The 15,441-nt window shown below is 65.7% G+C and carries 17 protein-coding genes; 6 read left to right on the top strand and 11 right to left on the bottom strand.

Annotated elements, in window-relative coordinates:
• Nucleotides 1–69: 69 nt before the first annotated feature.
• From erpA to ACFQ24_RS11575, 5 genes are all read right to left on the bottom strand, one after another.
• Nucleotides 70–396 carry an iron-sulfur cluster insertion protein ErpA gene (erpA, locus tag ACFQ24_RS11595; RefSeq protein ID WP_380911338.1) on the bottom strand — a complete coding sequence of 109 codons (327 nt, stop codon included), beginning with the start codon at nucleotides 394–396 and terminating at the stop codon, nucleotides 70–72.
• Between the two features lie 82 nt (nucleotides 397–478).
• A complete protein-coding gene (locus ACFQ24_RS11590; protein ID WP_380911336.1) occupies nucleotides 479–1,207 on the bottom strand; it encodes a M23 family metallopeptidase in 729 nt (242 codons plus the stop codon).
• A 108-nt stretch (nucleotides 1,208–1,315) separates the two neighbouring features.
• Nucleotides 1,316–2,125: a ferritin-like domain-containing protein gene (locus ACFQ24_RS11585; protein ID WP_380911335.1), complete on the bottom strand. Its 810-nt coding sequence runs from the start codon at nucleotides 2,123–2,125 to the stop codon at nucleotides 1,316–1,318.
• On the bottom strand, nucleotides 2,122–2,586 hold the full coding sequence (bcp, locus tag ACFQ24_RS11580) for a thioredoxin-dependent thiol peroxidase (protein ID WP_380911333.1): 465 nt from the start codon (nucleotides 2,584–2,586) through the stop codon (nucleotides 2,122–2,124). The genes ACFQ24_RS11585 and bcp overlap by 4 nt, the downstream gene beginning before the upstream one ends.
• On the bottom strand, nucleotides 2,570–5,272 hold the full coding sequence (locus tag ACFQ24_RS11575) for a bifunctional [glutamine synthetase] adenylyltransferase/[glutamine synthetase]-adenylyl-L-tyrosine phosphorylase (protein ID WP_380911331.1): 2,703 nt from the start codon (nucleotides 5,270–5,272) through the stop codon (nucleotides 2,570–2,572). The genes bcp and ACFQ24_RS11575 overlap by 17 nt, the downstream gene beginning before the upstream one ends.
• 87 nt (nucleotides 5,273–5,359) lie before the next feature.
• Here ACFQ24_RS11575 and ACFQ24_RS11570 point away from each other — a divergent pair, with 87 nt between their 5' ends.
• Nucleotides 5,360–5,548: a hypothetical protein gene (locus ACFQ24_RS11570; protein ID WP_380911329.1), complete on the top strand. Its 189-nt coding sequence runs from the start codon at nucleotides 5,360–5,362 to the stop codon at nucleotides 5,546–5,548.
• 462 nt (nucleotides 5,549–6,010) lie between these two features.
• Here ACFQ24_RS11570 and ypfJ read toward each other — a convergent pair whose 3' ends face one another.
• Nucleotides 6,011–6,886 (bottom strand): KPN_02809 family neutral zinc metallopeptidase, encoded by an 876-nt coding sequence (ypfJ, locus tag ACFQ24_RS11565; RefSeq protein WP_380911327.1) that lies wholly within the window; start codon nucleotides 6,884–6,886, stop codon nucleotides 6,011–6,013.
• Between the two features lie 145 nt (nucleotides 6,887–7,031).
• Between ypfJ and ACFQ24_RS11560 the strand changes: the two genes are divergently transcribed.
• The 4 genes from ACFQ24_RS11560 (at nucleotide 7,032) to ACFQ24_RS11545 (ending at nucleotide 11,187) form a co-directional block, all read left to right on the top strand.
• Nucleotides 7,032–8,225: a DUF3734 domain-containing protein gene (locus tag ACFQ24_RS11560; protein WP_380911325.1), complete on the top strand. Its 1,194-nt coding sequence runs from the start codon at nucleotides 7,032–7,034 to the stop codon at nucleotides 8,223–8,225.
• Nucleotides 8,222–9,013 (top strand): 3-hydroxybutyrate dehydrogenase, encoded by a 792-nt coding sequence (locus ACFQ24_RS11555; RefSeq protein ID WP_380911323.1) that lies wholly within the window; start codon nucleotides 8,222–8,224, stop codon nucleotides 9,011–9,013. Before ACFQ24_RS11560 ends, ACFQ24_RS11555 begins: the two co-directional genes overlap by 4 nt.
• Before the next feature lie 134 nt (nucleotides 9,014–9,147).
• Nucleotides 9,148–9,699, top strand: coding sequence for an opacity protein (locus ACFQ24_RS11550; RefSeq protein WP_380911321.1), 552 nt, complete (start codon nucleotides 9,148–9,150; stop codon nucleotides 9,697–9,699).
• Nucleotides 9,700–9,819: 120 nt separating this feature from the next.
• On the top strand, nucleotides 9,820–11,187 hold the full coding sequence (locus ACFQ24_RS11545; protein WP_380911319.1) for an amidohydrolase: 1,368 nt from the start codon (nucleotides 9,820–9,822) through the stop codon (nucleotides 11,185–11,187).
• Between the two features lie 40 nt (nucleotides 11,188–11,227).
• On the opposite strand, the gene bdcA is transcribed toward ACFQ24_RS11545, so the two are convergent.
• Entirely contained in the window at nucleotides 11,228–11,941 is a 714-nt protein-coding gene (gene bdcA, locus ACFQ24_RS11540) for an SDR family oxidoreductase (RefSeq protein WP_380911318.1), read from the bottom strand.
• Nucleotides 11,942–12,013: 72 nt separating this feature from the next.
• Between bdcA and ACFQ24_RS11535 the strand changes: the two genes are divergently transcribed.
• On the top strand, nucleotides 12,014–12,607 hold the full coding sequence (locus ACFQ24_RS11535; RefSeq protein WP_380911316.1) for a TetR/AcrR family transcriptional regulator: 594 nt from the start codon (nucleotides 12,014–12,016) through the stop codon (nucleotides 12,605–12,607).
• 12 nt (nucleotides 12,608–12,619) lie between these two features.
• Here ACFQ24_RS11535 and ACFQ24_RS11530 read toward each other — a convergent pair whose 3' ends face one another.
• The 4 genes from ACFQ24_RS11530 to ACFQ24_RS11515 form a co-directional block, all read right to left on the bottom strand.
• Complete coding sequence (locus ACFQ24_RS11530; protein WP_380911314.1) at nucleotides 12,620–13,660, bottom strand: nucleotidyltransferase domain-containing protein; 1,041 nt, start codon at nucleotides 13,658–13,660, stop codon at nucleotides 12,620–12,622.
• Nucleotides 13,657–14,520 carry an HprK-related kinase A gene (locus ACFQ24_RS11525; RefSeq protein ID WP_380911312.1) on the bottom strand — a complete coding sequence of 288 codons (864 nt, stop codon included), beginning with the start codon at nucleotides 14,518–14,520 and terminating at the stop codon, nucleotides 13,657–13,659. Before ACFQ24_RS11525 ends, ACFQ24_RS11530 begins: the two co-directional genes overlap by 4 nt.
• Nucleotides 14,517–14,804: an HPr-rel-A system PqqD family peptide chaperone gene (locus ACFQ24_RS11520; protein WP_380911310.1), complete on the bottom strand. Its 288-nt coding sequence runs from the start codon at nucleotides 14,802–14,804 to the stop codon at nucleotides 14,517–14,519. The genes ACFQ24_RS11525 and ACFQ24_RS11520 overlap by 4 nt, the downstream gene beginning before the upstream one ends.
• 106 nt (nucleotides 14,805–14,910) lie before the next feature.
• Nucleotides 14,911–15,354, bottom strand: a complete 444-nt coding sequence (locus ACFQ24_RS11515; protein WP_380911308.1) for a hypothetical protein — start codon at nucleotides 15,352–15,354, stop codon at nucleotides 14,911–14,913.
• Nucleotides 15,355–15,441: the final 87 nt, after the last annotated feature.

Raw genomic sequence — 15,441 nt, 5'->3', positions numbered from 1 at the left:
CCTGCCTTTAGCGCCGCGCGTCGAAAAGGGAGACCCCAACCTCCGCTGGGGTGACGAAAAAATTGGGGATCAAACCGAAAAGCTGGTGCCGCAGCCACATCCGGCGGTTGCGTTGGGGTTGGTCACCTTGAAGGCCGCGCCGGCGAGGTCGGAGACGAAATCGACAGCGGCTCCGCGCACCAGGTCGATGCTGACATCATCCACGACCAGCGTCACGCCGTCCCGCTCCACCGACAGATCTTCCGGCTCCACGCTGTCTGCCAGGCCGAATCGATATTGAAAGCCGGAGCAACCGCCCCCCTCCACCGACAGGCGCAAGATGGCGGGCTTGCCCTGCTTGGCGGCGATGGTTGCCACGCGGGCGGCGGCGGAAGAGGTAAGATCGATGTCGGCCATGATGGTGCCTAGATAGGATCAAGCAAAAGGCCCGGCAAGCGGTGCTGCCGGGCCTTTGCGAAAGTCAGAGAGGAAATGCGCGTCAATCGACGGCCTTCTCCTGCGCCTTGGTTGGGCCGCCCATGGCGACCGGCGGCTTCGTGTTCATCGCCACCAGATAGTCGGGTCCGGCCACGAAGGGCAGCGGGTTGATCGCCGCGCCGTCGACGCGGACTTCATAATGAAGGTGGCTGCCGGTCGAGCGGCCGGTCGAGCCCATAAGGCCGATGATCTGGCCGCGCTTCACATAGCTGTTCTCGGCGACCAGCAGCTTCGACATATGGCCGTAGCGCGTTTCCATGCCGCTGCCGTGCGAGATCTGCACGAGGTTGCCGTAGCCGCTGGCCCAGCCCGAACGGCTGACGATGCCGTCGGCGGTCGCATGGATCGGGGTGCCCATCGGGCCGGGAATGTCGATGCCCTTGTGCATCCGCGCGCCGCCGTTGAACGGATCGGAGCGCACGCCGAAGTTGGAGGTCAGCGAGAGCTTCTCAACCGGACGACCCGAAGGAATGTAGGCGGCGGTCTTTGCATTGCCATCCATGCGCTGGAGGCTGGCGAAGAGGTTGGAGAAGCCGACGTCGGACGGCCCGAGCGGGCTCATATTCACTTCCGACGCGTCCCCATAAGGGTCGTCGGTTTCCGAGGCATGGGCCGGAGCGGCCGCGCACAGTGCGCCGGCAATTCCGAGACCACCCAGAATGTGAGAAATTGGACGCGCGACCTGGAACCAATGCAACCCGCGAGCATTCACCGACTGAAGAACCGACATGCAGACCCCGACTTATGTCACCGGAGGCTGTTGCCCCTCGGCGCTTCCCGTGTTCAAATTTTTGGCGACTTTCATCGCCCCCGCTGAGCGCAGAGTGCAAATCCCGCCTTATGTTGCAAGCGCGGCGTAGAATTCTTCCGTCAAACCGGCCTGTCGACGCGCCGAAGCGTTGAACGGCGGCTTCAGCGCCCCCCGAAAATGCTGTTTCACAAGGATTTGGTAATGTTTTGGGGAGTCCAACCCCAATCGGTTCGTCGCCCAGGTGAACCATGTCGTCCCCGCCGACACATGCCGAATCTCGTCCGCCATGATCCGGCACAGCATCCGGGCTGAGGCATGATCGCCCACGCTTGCGAACCGTTCCACCGTTGCCGGCGTGATGTCGAGCGCGCGCGCTTCCAGCACCATGGGCACGATGGCAAGGCGGGCGAGCGCGTCCGTGGCGGTTTCCTCCGCCGCCTGCCACAGACCGTCATGCGCGGGCAGCGCGCCATAATGGCTGCCCATCTGCCGCAAGCGCCGGTCGAGCAGCGCGAAATGCATCGCTTCCTCTGCCCCGACCTGCATCCACTGGTCGATGAAGGCGACAGGGAATTGCCCCCCAAACCGCCCGATCAAGTCAAATGCCAGATCGATCGCGACGAATTCGATATGGGCGAGCGCGTGGAGCATCGCGATCCGGGCGCGATCCGACCCGATCTTCCCGCGTTTTGGCATGCGATTAGGGGGCAGCAATTCGGGCGCATCAGGCCGCGCCGGCCGATCCGGCATCGCCGCGTCGAACCGCGCTTCGAGCCGTCCGTGCCGCCAGGCGCGGGCGACCGCGCGGGCGGACATCAGCTTGGCCACGGGATGGGGGGTCAGCAGCACATGGGCACAGGCCGCGCCCACGCTGTCGATGGCAATAGGCAGCATCAAAGCGCCTGCGCCGCCTCCAGCACCTCCTGCGCGTGGCCCTTCACCTTCACCTTGGGCCAGACGCGCGCGACGTGGCCGCCTGCATCGAAGAGGAAGGTCGCGCGCTCTATGCCCATATATTTGCGGCCGTAGAGCGACTTTTCGACCCAGGTGCCGAACGCCTCGCATACCGCACCCTGCTCCTCATCCGAGGCAAGGATGACGGACAGGCCATATTTCTCGGCGAATTTCTTGAGTTTTGCCGGCTTATCCTTGGAAATGCCGATCACCGGCACGCCGACTGCGGCAAATTCGTCCGCCAGTGCGGAGAAATCCTTCGCCTCGTTGGTGCATCCGGGCGTGTCGGCCTTGGGATAGAAATAGACGACCAGCGGCTTGCCGCGATAGGCGTCGAACCTGAAATCCACGCCTTCTACGTCCTTCAGCGTCACCGCAGGGATGGGATCACCCTGTTCCAGCATCGTGGGCCTCCTGATAAGGGGCGGCGAGCATGCCCCAGCTTGCCGACACGCATTGCCGCGCCTCGGCATAGCTTTCAAGCAGCCTGTCCCAAGAGTCAGCACCGCACGCCCGCGCGACCAGCGGCCGGGTGGCTTCGGGCGGCTCTGTCGATTTCGGCGAAACGAGGCGCGAAACGATGAGGAAGCGCGTTATGAGGTCGTGCGCGGCGATCAGTCCACCGGGCAGGTGGCCGGCCGCGACAAGTTCCGCCAGCGCCGCTGACAGGTCCGGGTCGAACGCCATGCGGTGACGGAACTGCGTGACGTGGATCAGGAACTCCAGGTCAATCAGGCCGCCGGGCACCAGCTTCACGTCGAGATCGCCGGCCGGCGGCTTGTGACGCGCGATGTCGGCGCGCATCTTCACTGCCTGCCGCGCCAGCATGTCGACGTCGCGCGGGCGCCGGAGCGTTTCGGCCAGCACCGCGTCGAGCGACACGCGCGCCTGTTCCGATCCGAACACCGGCCGCGCGCGGGTCAGCGCCAGATGCTCCCACGTCCACGCCTCCTCCCGCTGATAGCGGGCGAAACTGTCGAGGCTGACCGCCAGCAACCCCTGCGCGCCGGAGGGACGCAGGCGCGTGTCCACATCATAGAGCGGGCCGGACGCGGTGTGGACGGACAGGGCGTTGGTGACGCGCTGCGCCAGGCGATTGAAATATTGGGTGGCGCCGAGCGGCTTGGCCCCGTCGCTTTCCGTCGAAAAGTCGCCGGTAAAAAGATAGACGAGATCCAGATCCGACGCATGGGTCAGCACCCCGCCGCCCATGCGCCCCAGCGCCAGGATCAGCAGTTCGCCGCCCGGCACCTTGCCATGCGCCTTTTCGAACTCCGCCACGGTTGCAGCGCCCAAGGCCTCGATCGCCGCTTCGGCCATCCGGCCATAGCCCCTGCCGGCCTCGATCGGATCGCCGCCCCGGATGATCTGCGCGCCCAGTGCGAAGCGGCGGTCGTTCACGCGTTGCCGCACCCGGTCCAGCAGCGCCTGATAATCCTCCCCCGGTTCAAGCGCGGCGAACTGCGCGGCGAGCTGGGGCACGGGCGGCGGCGGATCGAAGGCCGAGGCATCGATCAGGCCGTCGAGAAGCTCCGCCCGTCGCGCCAACGCGTCGGCGAGCGTGGGCGCATGGCTCAATATCTCGGCCAGAAGCCCCACCAGCGCGGGCCGGGCGGCGAGCAGCTTGAAGAAGTTGATCGCGCTCGGCAGGCGGGCGATCATGTCGTCCAGCCGGTTCAGCGCGCGGGACGGATCGGGCGCGCGGGCAAGCGCCCCCATCAGGTCGGGCAGCAGCGCCTCCAGCGCGTCGCGAGACGCCCCGCTGCGCAGCGCACGGATCGTACCGCCCCGCCAGCGCCCGATCCGGGCGAGCGGCGTGTCCGCATCGGCAAAGCCCATGTCGACAAGCTGCGCCTTCAGCCGTTCTTCATCGTGCGAGAGAGACCCGTCCTTCTTTTCCGGCGTCAGGCGGTCATAATTGCGCCCGACCCATTCGACATGGGGGCGCAGCAAGTCGATGAGCGCCGCCCCGTCGTCAAGACCATGGAGCCGCGCCACATTGTCGAGCGCATCTGGCGACTTGGGCAACTCGTGCGTCTGCCGGTCCTCGACCATCTGGAGGCGGTGTTCGACCGTGCGGAAGAGGATATAGGCGTCGTCGAGCCGCGTGACTGCCTCCCCTTCGATCACGCCCGCAGCCGCAAGCGCGCGCAAGGCTGCGCGCGTGTTGCCCGAGCGGAGCGAGGGATCGCGCCCGCCATGGATCAACTGGTGCACCTGCGCGAAAAATTCGACCTCGCGGATGCCGCCACGACCGCGTTTCAGGTCATAGCCCGGCCCGAACGCCTGTCCCTGCGCATAATGGTCGCGGATGCGGCGGCTGATTTCCACGATGGCATCGATCGCTCCGAAGTCGAGGCTGCGCCGCCAGACGAACGGGCGGATCTGACGCAGGAAATAATCCCCCAAGCCCTTGTCGCCGGCAGCGGGCCGCGCCCGAATGAAGGCCGCCTGCTCCCAGCCGAGCGCGGTCGATTCATAATAGCCGATCGCCGCATCCACCGGCAGCGCTATGGGCGTCGCCTCGGGCGAGGGGCGCAGGCGCAGGTCGACGCGAAAGACATAGCCGTCGCCGTCGCGCGCGCTCAGCAATTCGCTGACCCGCCGCCCAATCCGCACGGCGGCATCGGCCACATCCTCCCGCTCGCCATGTGGCATGGTGCGGGGATCGTAGAGCAGGATCGGGTCGATGTCGGACGAATAGTTGAGTTCGCGGCTGCCATGCTTGCCCAGCGCCAGCACCGCGAACCCCTGATGCTCCACATCGGGATAGCGTTCGCGCATCGCCGCGGCGAGCGCTTCCTCCAGCGCGGCGTCCGCGAAGTCCGATAGGGCGCGGGTGACGCGATCGAGATTCCATGCGCCGGCAAGATCGGCCGCCCCGACCGCCAGCGCGATGGCACCCCGCCGCTTTCGCAGCGACCGGGCCACGCCATCCTCCGCCGGGGCGACACAATGGGCGGCGTCGAACGCACCGTCGAAATCCGCCTCCTCCAGCCGCGACCTGACCGTCGGAAAACGGTCGAGCGCGCGCGTCAGAAAAGGCGAATGGGCCCTGATCCTTGCCTCGGTTTTCGACCAGTCTGTCACGCAAGTCTCTCTCTTATAGCTGGGGTCTATTGCGCGGCTGGATTCGCAATGCCAGAAACTTTTGTGCGTCATGGCCGTTCAGGGAACATGGAAATGCAACGCAAACCCTTCGGCCGATCGGCGGCGGCACGCGACGGAAACCGTCGCCTGATGACCGTTGGCGTACCGGCGCCTTATGAAGGCGTGGGCAATGCGTTGCGGTCCACCTATGCGCCGGGCCGGGAGTCCTTGCCGGACGACATGATGGCGTTACTCGCCAAACTGGACCTGAATTGATCTGATCGGCAGGCGTTTATTTACCCTTTGAGTGCGTAAAATAGGCCTGTCGTCGCATATCGGTCTAAAGTCCGCCTCATGCTGTATCGCAGGTTTGCCATCGCCGTGCTGGTTGTTGCCCCTGTCGTCGTGATGGGCATCGAAGGTTCTACGCCTGTGCAAGATGCGGGAAAGCGGGTTTCCGACCCGGACGCACTTCGTAGTTCCGCGACGGCTGCCTCCGGGCCGGTCGTTGCGCCTGTGCCTCCTTCCATGCCAATGCCACCGTCAGCCGGCGGCCAAACAGCGGGTGACGCAGGGCGGACCGAAATCAGCGATGCCGGTGAGCCTTTGCCAGGCGCGGGTCAGCCGATGCTGGCGCCCGGCAACGGGCTGCCCGCAGTTGCGCCCGCGAACGGGGGCAACAGCGTGCCGGGGACGCAGGCAAGCGCATCCTTCCGCGGCGCCCAGCAATAGCCGCGTTCAGATCGCACCCTTGAACGTGTCGCACTGGGCGGGGTCGCCGGTCGAGAGGCCCTTGCGCAGCCATTCCATCCGCTGCGCGCTGGTGCCGTGGGTGAAGCTCTCGGGCACCGGCCGCCGGCCAGCCGCCTTCTGCAACGTATCGTCGCCGATCGCCTCGGCCGCGCGCATTCCTTCCTCAAGGTCGCCCGCTTCCATCAAATTGGTGTCGCGCGCGGCCCACACGCCGGCATAGCAGTCCGCCTGCAATTCCATCTTTACCTGGAGCGCGTTGCCCTCGGCCTCCGAGGCGCGCTGCTGCGCCTTGCGGATGCGGTCCGCCTCGCCAGTGATGGTCTGGATGTGATGGCCGACCTCATGCGCGATGATATAGCCGATCGGGAAGTCGCCCGGCGCGTTGAAGCGCGTCTTCATCTCGTTGAAGAAGTCGGTGTCGAGATAGATGCGCTGATCGGCCGGGCAGTAGAACGGCCCCATCGCCGACATGGCCGCGCCGCAGCCCGACTGGCCATTCTGGCTGTAGAAGACCAGTGTTGGCGGCGGATATTGCTGCCCTTCCGCCCGGAAGATGTCGCTCCAGCGGCGCTCGGTCGATCCCAGCACCTTAAGAGAGGTGCGCTGCACGTCCGACAGCTCTTCCACCTTCGGCCGCTCGGTCTGGACTTGCTGCCCGCCGCCGCCGCCGACAAGGCTGAGCGGGTTCATCCCCATGACCGCCATGATGATGAGCACGACCACGATCCCGCCGCAGCCAAAGCGGCTTCCCACCAGCGGCAGCAACATGCCGAGCCCGCCTCCAAGTCCGCCGCCGAAGCCGCCGCCGCGCCCGTCCTGCACATCATAATGGCTGCTTTCCTGTTCGTCGTCGAGCCGCATGCCGCCATCCCCTTTCGCGATCGTTTCCTATGCGATCCAAGCGGTAAGGGGAACCGCCGGATGGGCGGAAGGTTGCGGCGCGGCGCAATTTGTTACGGGAGTTTAAGTTGGAATGACGGCCCAAGAGTCTATATTGCACTGCATCATGGCTGACATCGAACCGCATCCCGCACACGCCGCGCCGCCGCGCCGCGCGCGAACGCCTTTGCCCCTGCCGCGCGAGGTCGCCCTGCTGCTGCAAGGCGGCGGTGCGCTCGGCTCCTTCCAGTCGGGCGTCTATGAACGGCTCGACGAATTGGGGGTAGACGTCAGCTGGGTCGCCGGCATCTCCATCGGTGCGGTCAATGCGGCCATCATCGCCGGCAATCCGCCGCATCGCCGGATCAGCCGGCTCAAGAAATTCTGGTATACCGTGTCGGGCGGGATGCCCAATGTCATCCTGCCCGAATTCGACCCGATCCGCGAAGCGGCGCATCTGGGCGCGGCCGCCACGGTCGCGACTTTCGGCGTGCCGGGCATGTTCCGCCCGCGTCTGTGGCCAGCCGCGCTGATGCCCGAAGGGACTCCGGGCGCAATCAGCTTTTACGACAGTGCCCCATTGAAGGACACGCTGGACGCCTGCGTAGACTGGGATCTGCTGAACGACGGGCCGGTGCGGCTTTCGGTCGGCGCGGTGGACGTCGAAACCGGCAATTTCGCCTATTGGGATACGCGCGGCCCTGGTGGCAACACGCGGATCGACGCGCGGCACATCATGGCGTCGGGTGCCCTGCCCCCCGGCCTCCCGCCCGTAGAGATTGACGGGCGCTGGTATTGGGACGGCGGCATCGTGTCGAACACGCCGCTTTCCCATGTCCTCAATCACCAGACCGAGGACATGCTGGTATTCCAGGTCGACCTGTTTCCCGCCGAAGGGCCGATGCCGCGGCAGATGACCGATGTCTATTCCAGGATGAAGGACATTCAATATAGCAGCCGCACCCGCCAGGTGACGGACCAGTATCTGCGGCTGCGGCGGGAGCATGGAGCAATCAAGGCGCTGCTCGATAAGCTGCCGTCGGAGCTGCGCAACGATCCCGATGCGCTGCGCCTTAGCGGGATGCTGGATTGCGCGTCCGTCAACATCGTCCACCTCATCTACCGCACCCGCAACTGGGAAAGCGGCGCGAAGGATTTCGAATTTTCACGATCGACCATGCTCGATCATTGGAGCCAGGGCCGCGAGGCGGTGGAGGAAGTGATGCACAAGGGCGACCTCATTGCCCGCAACATCCTCGACGGCAAGAGCGCGACCTTCGACCTCGACGCCCCCGATCATCTCAAGGAGAAGAGCGCATGAGCAAGTCCCTCGCCGGCAAGACCGCCCTGATCACCGGTTCCACCTCCGGCATCGGGCTCGCCTATGCCAAGGCGCTGGCCGGGGAAGGCGCGAACGTCGTCATCAATGGCTTTGGCGATGCGGCCGCGATCGAGAAGGAACGCGTCGGGCTGGAAAGCCTGTCCGGGGCGGCGGCGCGCTATTCTGGCCACGACCTGACGAAGGTCGACCAGATCGAGGCGATGATGAAGGAAGCCGCGGAGGCGTTCGGCGGCATCGACATCCTCATCAACAATGCGGGTATGCAGCACGTCGCCCCGGTCGAGGAATTTCCGCTCGACAAATGGGATTTGATCATCGCGCTGAACCTCAACGCCGCCTTCCACACCACGCGGCTCGCCATCTCTTATATGAAGGAGAAGAAGTGGGGGCGGATCATCCAGACCGCGTCGGCCCACTCGCTCGTCGCCTCGCCCTTCAAGGCGGCCTATGTGACGGCGAAGCACGGCCTGGCCGGCTTCACCAAGACGGTGGCGCTGGAAGTCGCGACCTTCGGCATCACCGCCAACTGCATTTCGCCCGGCTATGTCTGGACGCCGCTGGTGGAAAACCAGATTCCCGATACGATGAAGGCGCGGAACATGACGCGGGAGCAGGTGATGAACGACGTGCTGCTCGCGGGTCAGCCGACCAAGCAGTTCGTCACCGCCGAGCAGGTCGCTGCTACCGCGCTCTACTTGTGCAGCGACGCGGCGGCGCAAGTCACCGGCGCCAATCTCAGCATCGATGGAGGGTGGACCGCGCAGTAAGCCGTTCATCTTACAGCAAGTTTCCGTGTCTTTTTTGCAACGCAGCGAGATTTTAGCGTCACGGAGGAAACCTGCGAAGATTGCCGTGGGTTAAGCTCCCGCAAACGCAAACCAAACTTCGCAGGATTTCAGTCATGAAAAAGCTTCTCCTCGCCGCCGCGGCGATCGCCGCGCTGCCCTCGGTCGCCTTCGCGCAGGAAACCGCGCCTGACGGCACCGACGCCTTCGGCATCGAACCCTATGTCGGCGTGCTCGGCGGTTACCACACCTTCGACCGTGGCAGCGAATTCGGCCGCATCCCCGGCGAAACCATCATGAACGGCGCGCTGATCAGCGGCATCGCGGGCGTGAACGTTCCGCTCGGCCCGGTCTTCGTCGGCGTGGAAGGCAACGCGACCAAGGGGTTCAGCGACATCGATTGGGAATATGGCGTGAAGGGCCGGTTCGGCGCACGCGCCGGTGAAAGCGGCCTGATCTACGCGTCGGCCGGCTATCAGTGGGTCAACGGCAAGGGCGGCTGGCCCGACCGCAAGGACTGGATGTACGGCGCTGGCGTCGAAGTCGGGCCGAAGGAAATCGGCCTTGGCGGCGTGACCGGCAACAGCGGCGTACGCGTCCGCTTCCAGGTCGACACCTATGACTGGGAGAGCTTCCGCCCGATGGCGGGCCTGGTGTTCCACCTCTGATCGGCAGCACCGGTTCATAGCAGGAGGCCCGTTTCCGCAAGGAAGCGGGCCTTTCCTTTTGCCCCTTTTCGAGCGCGCTTTTCCTTTTATGCTGACACGCAGCAAGGGAGACAATCGAACATGCGCCATGCGCTCACGGCCGTTCTGGCCGCCGCCAGCCTATCGTCCATCGCCGCCGCCCAGACGCCGGAGGCCCAGAACCAGACGCCCGCGCCGGCCGCCGCCGCGCCGCAAAGCGAGATCGGCGCGGCCATCGCCAAAGATATGGACGGGCTGATGACGCTCTACCGCGATTTGCACGCCAATCCCGAATTGTCGCTGCAGGAGGTGAACACCGCCGCCAAGCTGGCGAAACGGCTTCGCGCGCTGAAGTTCGACGTCACGGAAAAGGTGGGCGGCACGGGCGTCGTGGCGGTGTTGAAAAACGGGTCCGGCCCGGTCCTGCTGATCCGCGCCGACATGGACGGGCTGCCCGTGGTGGAGCAGACCGGGCTCGATTTCGCGTCGAAGGTGCGCACCAAGACGCCCGAGGGCGTGGAGACCGGGGTCATGCACGCCTGCGGCCATGACACGCACATGACCGCCTTCATCGAGACGGCGAAGCTGCTGGCGGCGCGCAAGAAGGACTGGGACGGCACGCTCGTCATGATCCTCCAGCCGGCCGAAGAAGTAGGCAAGGGCGCGCGCGACATGCTGGAGGACGGGCTTTACACCCGCTTCCCCCGTCCGACCCACGCCATCGCCTTCCACGACGCGGCGAACCTGGCGGCGGGACAGATCGGCTATACGCCAGGCTATGCCCTCGCCAATGTCGACAGCATCGACATCGACGTGAGGGGCGTGGGCGGCCATGGGGCCTATCCCCAGACGACGCGCGATCCCATCGTGCTGGGCGCGCGGATCGTGACTAGCCTGCAAACGCTGGTCAGCCGCGAACAGGAACCGCAGGATCCGGCGGTGGTGACGGTCGGCAGCTTCCAGGGGGGCGCCAAGCACAATATCATCCCTGACGAGGCGAAGCTGCTGCTGACGGTGCGCAGCTATTCGGACGAGACCCGCGCCAAGCTGATCGAGGGGATCAAGCGCATCTCGCGCGGAGAGGCCATTGCCGCGGGCGTGCCGGACGACCGGATGCCGGTGGTGACGGTGAAGGATGAATTCACCCCCTCCACCTATAATCCGCCCGAATTCGCCGAGCAGATGGCGGGGCTGCTGAAAGCCCATTTCCCCGAAGGCCGGGTGGTGAAGACGCCGGCCGTGATGGGCGGCGAGGATTTCGGCCGCTTCTACCGCGCGGACAAGAGCATCAACAGTTTCATCTTCTGGGTCGGCGGCGTGCCGGCCGACAAGATGGCAGCGGCAAAGGCGGGCCAGGCGAGCCTTCCCTCGCTGCACAGCCCCTTCTGGGCCCCGCAAGCCGACCAGGTCATCGCCACGGCGAGCGAAGCGATGACCGTGCTGGCTCTGGACATATTGAAAGAGAAGTGAGCGGCGGGCGCTCCCATGGAGCGCCCGCACCACAAGGGCATCAGGCGCCGAAGCCGCCGTCGATCGTGTGGAACGCGCCGGTGACATAGGATGCTTCCGGACCCGCGAGATAGGCGGCCAGGCCGGCGACTTCCTCCGCCTTGCCGTAGCGCTTGATCGCCATGAAGGGCTTCACGATCTCGGCGATCTCGCCGTCCGCCGGGTTCATGTCCGTGTCGATGGGGCCGGGCTGGATGATGTTGACGGTGATGCGTCGATCGCCGAAGTCGCGCGCTAGCCCCCGCCCAAGCCCGTGGAGCGCGGATTTGGTGAGGGCATAGGCCGCCGCGCCAGCGAAGGGTACGGCGTCCCCGTTGACGGAGCCGATGACGATGATGCGGCCCCCATCGGGCATCTGCCGTGCGGCTTCCACCGACGCGTGATAGGGCGCGCGGACGTTGATGTCGATCATGCGATCCACCTCATCCGCGTCGAAGGTCAGCGGGTCGCCGATCATGGCGACGCCGGCGTTCACCACCAATATGTCGATCGGTCCCTGGGCGGCGACCACGTCCACCACCTGCTGCCGGTCAGCGGCATCAGATTTGACGGCGGTCGCGCCGGTTTCCGCCGCCAGCGCCTGCGCCGCGTCGTGCGAGCCCGAATAGGTGAAGGTCACCTGCGCGCCGTCCGCCGCGAACCGGCGGACGATCGCCGCGCCGATACCACGGCTGCCGCCAATGACGAGCGCTTTCTTGGATGTGAAGTCAGTCATGAGAGCTATCCTTGAGAATTTTGTAGCAGTCGCTATGTATAATGCGCGGAGGGCGGTTCAAGGATTTTTATAGTGATCGATAAAGAAAAATCGAAAGGCCGTGGCCGGCCCCGCGCTTTCGACCGCGACGAAGCGCTGCAGAAGGCGCAGGCTCTGTTCCATGCCCATGGCTATGAAGGGGTGGGCGTGGCGGCGCTGGCGGAGGCGATGGGGATCAACCCGCCCAGCCTCTATGCCGCCTTCGGCAACAAGGCCGCGCTATATGAGGAAGTGCTCGCGCGATACCACTGCGCCGCGGCGCCGATGCGCGACCTGCTGGCTCCGGGCCACGATCCGGCGGAGGCCTTGTCCACATTGTTGCGCAAGGCGGCGGCGATCTACGCCGCCGATCCGCACGCACCCGGATGCCTGGTGCTGGAGGGCGCGCGGGGTGTCGATCCCGAAGCGAATTGCCGCGCGCGCGCCGTTCTTGACGTCAGCTGCACCCGGATGCGCGACTTCGTTGCAATCACTCATCCCGACAAGGCACAGGTCGTGTCCGACTATATGGCCGCGATCATGTCCGGCATGTCCGCCGATGCGCGCGCGGGCAAGACGGCCGCGCAGATACTGGCGGTGGCGGACATGGCAGGGCTGGCGATCCGGGCGATGCTGGGCGAGCGCTGAGCGCCCTGCCGATCATTGGGGCCTATGCCCCTTGCGCCATTTGGTGAGCAGATGCCGCGCCAGCATGAGCGGCGGCATCCGCAGGAGGTGCGACCGGACATAGAAGGCGAAGACCAGCGGCTTGCGCGTTTCCCGTCCCCATCCGTCGCGGGCGAGGAGGCGGGCAATGAACAGCCTATCGCCCTTCCGCAAACCATAACCTACATTGATGGGCGAGCAGTAGGAAGTAAGCGGCGTTCCATATAGATGACGCGTCAGTCTCAGCGCCCGCCAGACAACAGAGGTCAATCCATGGTGCGCGGCCTGTTCAAACAGAGATAAGCAGAAGTGCTGATCCCGTTCTGCGTTTTCGACGCAGAGGCAATGGATATCCCACAGGTTGCGCAGGCCGCCCCGCAGATCGCCGTCCGCCAGCATGTGCGCGGCGGCATGGACGATCCGGTCTTCGGGAGACAGGACATATAACCCGTCAGTTGTCGGAACCGCGTCAGCCAGCATGATGGCGGCGTCCGGCTTCGGCCTGGCGGTGAGCGGCAGGATGGTGTGATGGACGTCGATCATCCGATCGCGCTCGGCGTGGATCAGCGGCGGCAGTTCGTGCATCCATTGCCGGTAATAGGCGTCGTCATAGGCGTCGTCCTTCACCCATTCCCAACCCGCTGCGATCAGCGCCCGTTCCACATCAGCCATCGCCGCGCGCGGCACGAGAATGTCGAGGTCGCCGATGAAGCGCCCCTCCCCGGCTTTCAGGCCGGCCGCGGCATAAGCAGTCCCCTTGAGCAGCACGACCGGGATGCCAAGCGGCGCGAGCGCGTGCGCCGCGCGATCCGCTTCCCAGAGCGCCTGCTGCGCTTCCCGCGCGGCATCCGCCACCGCATCGGCAAGCACGGCACGCGCTTCCACCGGCACCGCCTGCCCGTCCAGCCGCCAGGCCAGAGTCGCGATCAACCGCTCCGCCTTTGCCGCCGCAAGCAGTTCGTTCCAACCCTCCGCATCCAGCCCTGCCACGGACGCCGGATCGCGCAGCGCTTGCACAAGCGAGACCGCGCTCATGCCAGCTCCTCCCAGAGGCGATCGACCATGTCGAACGCAGCGTCGCCGGAAGGGAAATCGATGGCGCGCGCCGGCACCTGCGTCACGAAGCGGGTCAGGGCCGTGAAGCCGCGTTCGCCCAGGGCGACATAGTTGGTGGATGCCTGCGTCAGCCGCATGAAGATTTCGCCCCGCCCCAAGGGGCGAACGTCCGCCGCATGGCCGAAGCGGGGGAAGAGCAGCAGCGCCGGCATGGCCCCCTCCCCCATCCGATGCACAGCCTCGGCGTGTGGCACCATGTGGCGGATGTCGCCCTTCGCCGTGGCGCGGAGCAGCGGCCCCATCCGCTCCGGTCCCACGGCCGCCGTCACCACGTCGATCGCCTGATTCTTCAGGCTGACGAGCCGGGGAAAGGGCAGGATCATGCCGCTGTCGAGATCGAGCAGCGCGAATTCGTCGCCCAGCAGCCGCCAGCCCCGCTCGCCCAGCAGCGCGGCCAGCGTGGATTTGCCGGACCCGGACTCGCCGGTCATCACCAGCGCCCGACCATCCTTTTCGACGCTGGACGCATGGAGCAGCAGATGCCGCCGCCATCCCAGCGCCATCTGCAGGTTCATCCCCATCTCCGCCGCCAGCAGCCCGTGCGGCAGGCTCATCGGTGCGGCATCGGCCAGTCCGTGGTCGCCGGTGATGAAGATGGACGGGCGCAGCCAGCGCCGGGCGGGGCTGGTCGGCTGGAGCCGGACGGTGAAATCCGCGACCGCATCCGACACATCCGGATAGGCGGCGTAGAGGTGCGCCAGCTGCGCCACGGGCTGCGGCCAGGCGGACCCGATGCGGAATGTCGCTGGCCCGATCTTCAGCCTGATCGCATGCCTCATGCGCGGCGCGCCAGCCCGAGAGCGACCAGCGATTCAAGATGCGCGCCGATCTCCGCCACCGCATCGGTGCGTTCGCCAAGATCATAGTCGCGGGCGAGCGCATCATGCACCATGTCTGGGGTCATCGCGTTACCGGCGGCGAGCTGCGCCAATATCTCAGGGACCGGGCTGATGACCATATGGGTCTGGCCCGAACGCCGGTGGTAGAGAAGAACCAGATCGTCGAGCGCGCAGACGGCCACGGCGTCGGCCGCATCCCGGCGATAGGCAATGATCGCGTCCACGTTCGGCACCTTCCAAGCTCCGCCGCGCCGCTTTAGCGCGCAAGACGTAGCCAAGTGCCTAACGCTCGGCATCGGTTCAAACAGTCGGCGGGAAAAAGAGCGCCGTTCAGCGCGGCATCTGCAGCGAGGCGTAGCAGGTGAAACCGCTCGTCCCGCGCTGCAGGCGGCGGATATAATTGAGATAGGCCTGATTCTGCTCATAGCCCACGCCCGGCAGACGGCCACCGCGCATCGCCTGCTTGACCTGCTCGCCGGTGAACGGCCGGCCCGATCCGGGGAAAGCGCCCGGCGTTCCTGCCGGAACCAGTTGCCCGTCGGGCGCGACATAGTTGGCGGCGCGTCCCTGATCGGGCACCGGGATAGTGCAGTTGAGCACCGAGGCGGCGGTATTGGCCAGCGCCGGACGGATCGAGACGATGGCAGATGCGGCGACCGCGCCACCCATCAGCAACTGGCGACGGGAGGGCGCAGCGACCGACCGCGCATCGTCCTGATCCGAATGGCTATCGCCATCCGGGCCATGCTGCTGTTCGGGCGTCGGCTCGCTCATTCGATAATCCTATTGCTCGTCGCGCTTGCCAAAGCGTAAAAATTGCACGCTATTGCGGCGAGACATCGCAGCAAATGCGCGAAAAAT

The sequence above is a fragment of the Sphingobium olei genome (genome assembly GCF_042678845.1).
Lineage (GTDB): Bacteria > Pseudomonadota > Alphaproteobacteria > Sphingomonadales > Sphingomonadaceae > Sphingobium > Sphingobium olei.
This window is presented reverse-complemented; position numbering and strand designations above follow the sequence as displayed.

What these genes read in the sequence shown, in the direction of transcription:
- ACFQ24_RS11515 (WP_380911308.1), bottom strand. Translation starts at nt 15,354, where the DNA reads ATGAGCGAGCCGACGCCCGAACAGCAGCATGGCCCGGATGGCGATAGC.
- bdcA (WP_380911318.1), bottom strand. Translation starts at nt 11,941, where the DNA reads ATGACTGACTTCACATCCAAGAAAGCGCTCGTCATTGGCGGCAGCCGT.
- ACFQ24_RS11530 (WP_380911314.1), bottom strand. Translation starts at nt 13,660, where the DNA reads ATGAGCGCGGTCTCGCTTGTGCAAGCGCTGCGCGATCCGGCGTCCGTG.
- erpA (WP_380911338.1), bottom strand. Translation starts at nt 396, where the DNA reads ATGGCCGACATCGATCTTACCTCTTCCGCCGCCGCCCGCGTGGCAACC.
- bcp (WP_380911333.1), bottom strand. Translation starts at nt 2,586, where the DNA reads ATGCTGGAACAGGGTGATCCCATCCCTGCGGTGACGCTGAAGGACGTA.
- ACFQ24_RS11590 (WP_380911336.1), bottom strand. Translation starts at nt 1,207, where the DNA reads ATGTCGGTTCTTCAGTCGGTGAATGCTCGCGGGTTGCATTGGTTCCAG.
- ACFQ24_RS11560 (WP_380911325.1), top strand. Translation starts at nt 7,032, where the DNA reads ATGGCTGACATCGAACCGCATCCCGCACACGCCGCGCCGCCGCGCCGC.
- ACFQ24_RS11555 (WP_380911323.1), top strand. Translation starts at nt 8,222, where the DNA reads ATGAGCAAGTCCCTCGCCGGCAAGACCGCCCTGATCACCGGTTCCACC.
- ACFQ24_RS11550 (WP_380911321.1), top strand. Translation starts at nt 9,148, where the DNA reads ATGAAAAAGCTTCTCCTCGCCGCCGCGGCGATCGCCGCGCTGCCCTCG.
- ACFQ24_RS11570 (WP_380911329.1), top strand. Translation starts at nt 5,360, where the DNA reads ATGGAAATGCAACGCAAACCCTTCGGCCGATCGGCGGCGGCACGCGAC.
- ACFQ24_RS11545 (WP_380911319.1), top strand. Translation starts at nt 9,820, where the DNA reads ATGCGCCATGCGCTCACGGCCGTTCTGGCCGCCGCCAGCCTATCGTCC.
- ACFQ24_RS11525 (WP_380911312.1), bottom strand. Translation starts at nt 14,520, where the DNA reads ATGAGGCATGCGATCAGGCTGAAGATCGGGCCAGCGACATTCCGCATC.
- ypfJ (WP_380911327.1), bottom strand. Translation starts at nt 6,886, where the DNA reads ATGCGGCTCGACGACGAACAGGAAAGCAGCCATTATGATGTGCAGGAC.